Here is a 4,687-nt window from a genome sequence, read left to right as displayed (position 1 = left end):
AACGCGGGCGGCATCACGCATGCGACCAGCGGTCCTTACAAGGTGCATTCGGCCGACGTGAACTACACCGGGCCCAAGAGTCAGGCGGGCGCGTTTCCCGATGAACTGAAACCCGGCAAAGGCAACCTGGAACTGTTCAGTAAATACCTGAACGGCCAAGGAACGCCGAACGCCGCATTCGAAGTCGAAGACGCCTTGGGGCGTGTCTTCAAAGGCACACTCGATGCGCATGGGTTCGCGGCCGTGTCCGGCGCGGCTCCCGGCCCGGCGAGCGTCAGCTTTGGCAAGGACCCGAACAACCCCTGGGACCAAGGTAGCTTTATGGGCACCAAGCCCTGGCCCGCTCAAGCCGCGACGACCGTACCCGTGCAGGTACAGGCATTGGCCCAGGCGATGCAGGCCAAAGCCCAAGAAATCCAGAAAGCGCTGCAGACGGCGCAGGCCGCAAGCCAGGGGGGCCAACAGATCGCCGCCGCGGTGCAGGCAGGCCCCAAAACCGCGCTGCGCACGGCGGGCGCCGGTCTGGCGCAAATGGGTGCGCCTGGCGCGCCAAACCTGCTCAAACCGCCGTCCACGCCACCGCTTGCGAAGTCGCTGACGGGATAGGGCCCCGCGAATCTCAGCCAATCCGCTCTGCTCTTGTCCCGCGCTCTCGCGCCGAACCCACTTGCACAAGAAATATCAGTCATGTCCCAGCCCTCCGGCACGGCACGCACTTTGAATTACCCCACGCGCTACACCGATAAGGAATGGGAAACCGTCATCGCGACCCCGTGGAGGACCATCTCGGAAGGTTGGGAAAGTGCCTCCGCCGAATGGCAGAAATTCAGGAACTCCGAGCTCGGCAAAACCACGATCCAGGTAGCCCGATATGCGCTGATCGGCGGCATCGTCGCGCGGGAAGTCATTGCTCCGCGCAACACCATCGCGCTGGAAGACGTCCGGTCCGGGGTCGACGCCTTCGATCAATGGCTGCGCAGCTTCAGTGGCAATCTCATCACGCTGGAACGGCTAAAGAGCGTCGCGTTTGCAGTTCCCATCATCACCAACATCATCGCCTTGGTGGATGTCATCAATGACATCACCGACATGATGTCGAAGAAAGATGTGATGGTCTTGGACTGGGTCGGCCTGGGGGTCGACCTGATCGGTGTGGTACCCGTTGGCGTCGGCTACGGCGCCATTCGCGGCAGTCTGCGCACGGCGTTGCACAGCGCACGCCGTGAGTTCATGGCGCGCGGCTTGGCGGGCGTGAGCGACGTGCTGCTCACGACGCTAAACAACAACCTGAGCGCCAGTTTCAAGGGCGATTTGGAGACCTTCCTCAGGGATGCTGTTGCCAAGCTCAATGAAATCCTGGCCGTGGCCGCGGACATGGGCGAGCAGGTTGTCAACAGCCTGGCCGACGGCCTGGTCAAATTGGCTAACGGAGACCTGGGCTCGTCCGCAAACTACCAGGAAGCCGACCAGAAGCTGCAAGCCGTGCTGAACAACAGCCAGGGGTCCGTCAGCACCGTGGAATTGATCACGCACCCGAATTTCTGGAGTGCGCTGGGCAGCATCATGGTTGGGCAGGCCAAAGACGCGGCAAGTTGGGGCGCACGAAAACTCCTGCCCGATGCGATCCAAGCACGCGTTCTTGAGATAGCGGCGCAGTTGAAGAAACTGGCCCCGCAGGTCAAAGCGCAAATCCTTACGCTGACGGATCCGAACGTCCAGCAGAGCATCGGATGGATGTTGCAGCAATTGCTGCAGGCGGTGGTCGCGAAGAAAAGGCTTTCGGGACAGCAAGCCGCTAATGTGCGTCCGTCGCAGACCAGCCAGGCAAAGCGCCAGACAGCCGGGGCGGAGAACGACGCCACCAAAACGCAGCAGCAAGCCAAGGCCGATCCCAAAGCGGGCAGCGGCTGCAGTTCATGCAACAGCATCACGTTCGCGCGCGGGGCGGAGACGCTGACGCATACGGATGCGGTGCTGCCTGGCCCCTTCTTGCTGCGCTGGGCGCGCACCTATCGTTCGGATCTGGACGCCTATGACGCAGGGCCGGGCGGAGCGCGTTGGATCAACGAATTCACCACCCGCCTGGATGTGCTGTCCGAATCCCCCGACGGCGGGCAACTACGCTATCACGGCGCCGACGGCCGTAGCCACGACTACCCGTTCCCGCAGCCGGGCAAGTTCCATTACGACCCCATCGAAAACCTGACGCTGGTGCGCATCTCGCGCGACGAACTGGCGCTGGCCCAGGGCTACCGCCGCCAGGAAACGTACCGGCGCGATGGCACGACTTTCCGGCTCCGGGAAATCTCGCTGCAAAGCGGGGCGCGCGTCGCCTTGCACTACGAACATCGGGTGCAGGGGCGCCAGGTCCTGTCCGACCTGTTGACGTACCAGGACGATGAGTTCGATACGCACCTGGGCACACAACTGGACGACGCAGGCCGCGTCGTGGCGCTGTGGCAGATTGCCGATGGAAAGCTGCACCGCCAATTAGCGATGTATCGGTATGACGAGGCAGGCGACCTCGTGCATGCGGAGGACGAACATGGCGGCCAGTGGAACTATCGGTATCGGCACCATCTGCTGACGCGCTACACCGATCGCACCGACCGCGGCATCAACCTGGAATGGGATGGCGAGGGGGCAACCGCCCGCGCCATCCGCGAATGGGCAGACGATGGCACCTACGGGCTGACGTTGGAGTGGTCGCCGCATATCCGCCTGACCACGGTAACCGACGCCCACGGAAACCAAACCGCCTATTACTACGACATCCTGGGCTATCCCTATCGCATCGTGCATCCAGACGGCCTGTCGGAATGGCTGTATCGCGACGACGCCAAGAACGTCACGCAACACGTACACCCCGATGGAAGTATCGATCGCTATGCCTACGATGACCGGGGGAACCTGCTTGAGCACATTCGTGCCGATGGCGGCGTTGAACATTACGCCTACGACGATCGCGATCAACTCTTCAAGATCCGCGACGCCGAGGGCGGCCTGTGGCAACGCGACTACAACCCGCGCGGCTACCTGACCGAGACCATCGACCCGCTGGGCAACAAGACCGAATATGCCTACGACACCGCGGGCAACCCCGTCGCGATCCAGGATGCGCGGGACGGCCAGAAGCAACTGGCCTACAACGCGGCGGGCCAGATCACGCAGTACACGGATTGCTCGGGCAAGACGAGCGTCTGGGCGTATGACGGGCTGGGGCAACTAGCCGAGTTCACCGACGCGGCAGGCAACACCACGCGCTACGCCTACGCGGCGGGGCAACTGGCCTGCATCACGCACCCCGATCAGACCGAGGAACACTTCGAGCGCGACGCCGAAGGGCGGCTGCTGGCCCACACCGACGCGCTGGGGCGCCGCACGCAGTGGACCTACACCGCGGCGGGGCTGATCGCGCAACGCCAGGACGCCGCCGGCCGTACGTTGCACTATCAATGGGACAAGCTGGGTCAACTGACGGCGCTGGCCAACGAGAATGACCGACAGGCGCGCTTTGTGTACGACCCGGTCGGCCGGTTGCTGGAACAGCGCGGCTTCGACGATCAGGCCACGCGCTATCACTATGACCCGGCCAGCGGCACGCTGCTGTCTACCCAAGACGGCGACCGTGTCATCGAGCTGAAGTTCGATGCGATGGGACGCGTGGCGCAGCGTCATGCTCGCCCTTATGCCGCCAGCACGGACGCGTCGGACGGAGCTCAGACCGAACGCTACGCCTACGACGGTAACGGCCGCCTGATCCTGGCGGAGAACCCGGCCAGCCGTCTGCAATGGTTCTACGACGCCGCCGGCAACCTGACGCGTGAGCATCAGCACTACTCAAGCCTGCCGTCACCGGTCACGGCCGTCTGGAAGCACGAATACAACGAACTGAACCAGCGCATCGCCACGCTGCGCCCGGACGGACATCGCGTCAGTTGGCTAACCTATGGCTCGGGCCACGTACACGGCATGATGTTCGACGAACACGAACTCGCCAGTTTCGAACGCGACGACCTGCATCGGGAGGTCGAGCGCCATCAGGGCAATCGACTGGTGCAGACGCAATCGTGGGATGCGATGGGCCGGCTACGCGAACAGAGCGTGGGNCGACGACCTGCATCGGGAGGTCGAGCGCCATCAGGGCAATCGACTGGTGCAGACGCAATCGTGGGATGCGATGGGCCGGCTACGCGAACAGAGCGTGGGACGCATGCCGGGCGAGTTTGACAGCGCAGGCATGGATGGACGGCCAGGCACGCCGGGCACACCTGGAATGGTGGCGGGTGTTGCCAATGCCGGACGCCCGCAACGCCTGCTGCAGCGCGGCTATCGCTACGACGCCGCCGGCCAGTTGGAAGCGATCCAGGACAGCCGGCGCGGCCCTCTGTCCTATTGCTACGACCCCGTGGGCCGATTGCTCGAAGTCACCAGCAGCCTGGGCCGCGAAACCTTCGCGTTCGACCCGGCCAGCAACCTGCTCGATCCCACGAGCGCCGACGCGACCGGGAGCACGTTGAGCATGGCGGGTCCCGTCTACACCTACCGTCACCGCTCGGCGCGCCTGGACAACCTGCTGCGCGAGTACGCGGGCACGCACTACCAATACGATGCACGTGGCAACCTGATCGATAAGCTGCACAACGGCAAACGCTCGCGCTTCGAGTGGGATCTGTTCAACCGCCTG

3 pseudogenes are annotated in these 4,687 nt (G+C 63.7%); all 3 read left to right on the top strand.

Annotated features, from left to right (window positions below):
* Nucleotides 1-606, top strand: a pseudogene (locus ASE30_RS29185) (type VI secretion system tip protein VgrG); the annotation flags it as partial.
* Between the two features lie 81 nt (nt 607-687).
* A pseudogene (locus ASE30_RS29935) lies at nt 688-4,109 on the top strand (DUF6531 domain-containing protein); the annotation flags it as partial.
* 71 nt (nt 4,110-4,180) lie between these two features.
* Nucleotides 4,181-4,687: pseudogene (locus ASE30_RS29930) on the top strand (hypothetical protein); the annotation flags it as partial.

The organism is Achromobacter sp. Root83 (assembly GCF_001428845.1).
GTDB lineage: Bacteria > Pseudomonadota > Gammaproteobacteria > Burkholderiales > Burkholderiaceae_B > Achromobacter.
This window is presented reverse-complemented; position numbering and strand designations above follow the sequence as displayed.